Here is a 1,600-nt window from a genome sequence, read left to right on the forward strand (position 1 = left end):
CTTGGTAACCGCCGGTTTCAGGGATACGTTCTGTGCCTTATTGCTACTTTCGCCGGTATCGCCGTTTTCGAAGCAGCAGCAGGTGTATTGTTAGGGAGTGTGCTTAAGCTGGACCCCAAAACGGTAAGTATCCTGTTTATCTTACCTTTACCGGGCTATTTGGCAGGCTCTTGGTTGTCAGCAGTGCTGGCTAAGCAACTTGGCAATACCCGTGTCATGTATTTAGGTATGCTGGCTATTATTGCGGGTGCATTGGCTATTTTCATCCCTGGCATGGCTGGTTTGGTAACTGTCAGCTCTTTGATTGGTGGTGCTTTTGTCTACTTCATCGGTGCTGGGGTACTGTTTCCTGCAGCAACGACGGCAGCTATCCAGCCGTTTCCGCATCATGCCGGTACTGCAGGAGCAGTGTTAGGTGGGCTGCAGAACCTCGGTGCAGGTTTGGCAACACTGGCAGCTTCCATGATGCGAGCAGAAGATCAGTACAGCTTAGGTGCTGTAATGACAGTGATGGCTATTTTGGTCGTTCTGAGTTTGCTTTGGGTACGCCATAGTAGCCGCCATGATACTCCGGTTCTGGTGTAGTTAACGCCAAAGAAAAAGGCGGAGCCATTAATGGGCTCCGCCTTTTTAATTTTCTAAACTTTGCTCTGGCTTAGTCTCGCTTCCACAAGATGTGGCAGAACTTGTTGTCAGGATCACGGCTTACAAGAAGACGGGCAAAGACATCGTCCAACTCGTCATTTTCTTCATTTACCAGACCAACGCGCACTTCGGCATACACTTCTTTGTCAACGTCAAAGCCAACGTGCTCAGCCCAGTCATCTTTTGTTTCAACCAGCTCTGCAGCACCGCGCTCGTCGAATTGCATTGTGAATAGCAAGACGTCGGCAGGCTCTAGGTTATCAGCAGCCATCTCTAGGAAAATATCGTAGGCAGCATCGATAACATCGTCGTAAGAAATTAGGTTTGGTGTGTCCATGAACTCTATCTGTCATTTGTTAATTGAAACTGAAGTATACCCAAGCAATATGAAGGTGCAAGTTTCAGCTATTTTGGCTAATTGGAGCAATAAAAAAGGGAAGCAGATGCTTCCCTTATAAAATTGGCTGTGTACCGAAAAATTAGTCAGCGCGGCCCATGAACTTACGTTCTTGAACGTTGACTTTGACTTTCTCACCGGTAGAAATGTACTCAGGCACTTGTACTGTTAGGCCAGTAGCAAAACGTGCTGGCTTAGTACGGGCAGAAGCTGAAGCACCTTTGATTGATGGGTCAGTTTCTTCAATAACCAGCTCAACGGCAGATGGCAGCTCTAGGCCAGCTGCTTTCTCATTCACTAGGATGACATGTAGGCCTTGGGTTTCTTCAGTGATAAAAAGCATTTCATCAGCAATTTCTTCAGCGCTGAAGGTGTACTGATCGAAGTTTTCTGTATCCATGAAGATGATGTTTTCGCCATCTGCGTATGAGTAAGCTACAGGGTGCTTTGTCATCTCAACAGTATCTACAACGTCGTCTGCTTTTAGACGCTCGTCAACACGGTGACCTGTTGCTAGATCGGTACAACGCATTTTGTAGATTTTTGTACCGCCACGAC

General features: G+C 47.1%; 3 protein-coding genes. 1 reads left to right on the top strand and 2 read right to left on the bottom strand.

Annotated elements, in window-relative coordinates:
* Window positions 1-585 (top strand): MFS transporter (locus BIZ37_RS30090; protein WP_370578065.1); only part of this gene is annotated, 585 nt, incomplete at its 5' end.
* 70 nt (window positions 586-655) lie between these two features.
* Here the strand turns inward: BIZ37_RS30090 and BIZ37_RS30095 are convergent.
* Both BIZ37_RS30095 and yeiP read right to left on the bottom strand, forming a co-directional pair.
* Window positions 656-982: an HI1450 family dsDNA-mimic protein gene (locus BIZ37_RS30095; protein WP_107298386.1), complete on the bottom strand. Its 327-nt coding sequence runs from the start codon at window positions 980-982 to the stop codon at window positions 656-658.
* Window positions 983-1,124: 142 nt separating this feature from the next.
* Window positions 1,125-1,600 (bottom strand): elongation factor P-like protein YeiP (gene yeiP, locus BIZ37_RS30100; RefSeq protein WP_187464667.1); only part of this gene is annotated, 476 nt, incomplete at its 5' end.

The organism is Photobacterium sp. BZF1 (assembly GCF_014349205.1).
GTDB lineage: Bacteria > Pseudomonadota > Gammaproteobacteria > Enterobacterales > Vibrionaceae > Photobacterium.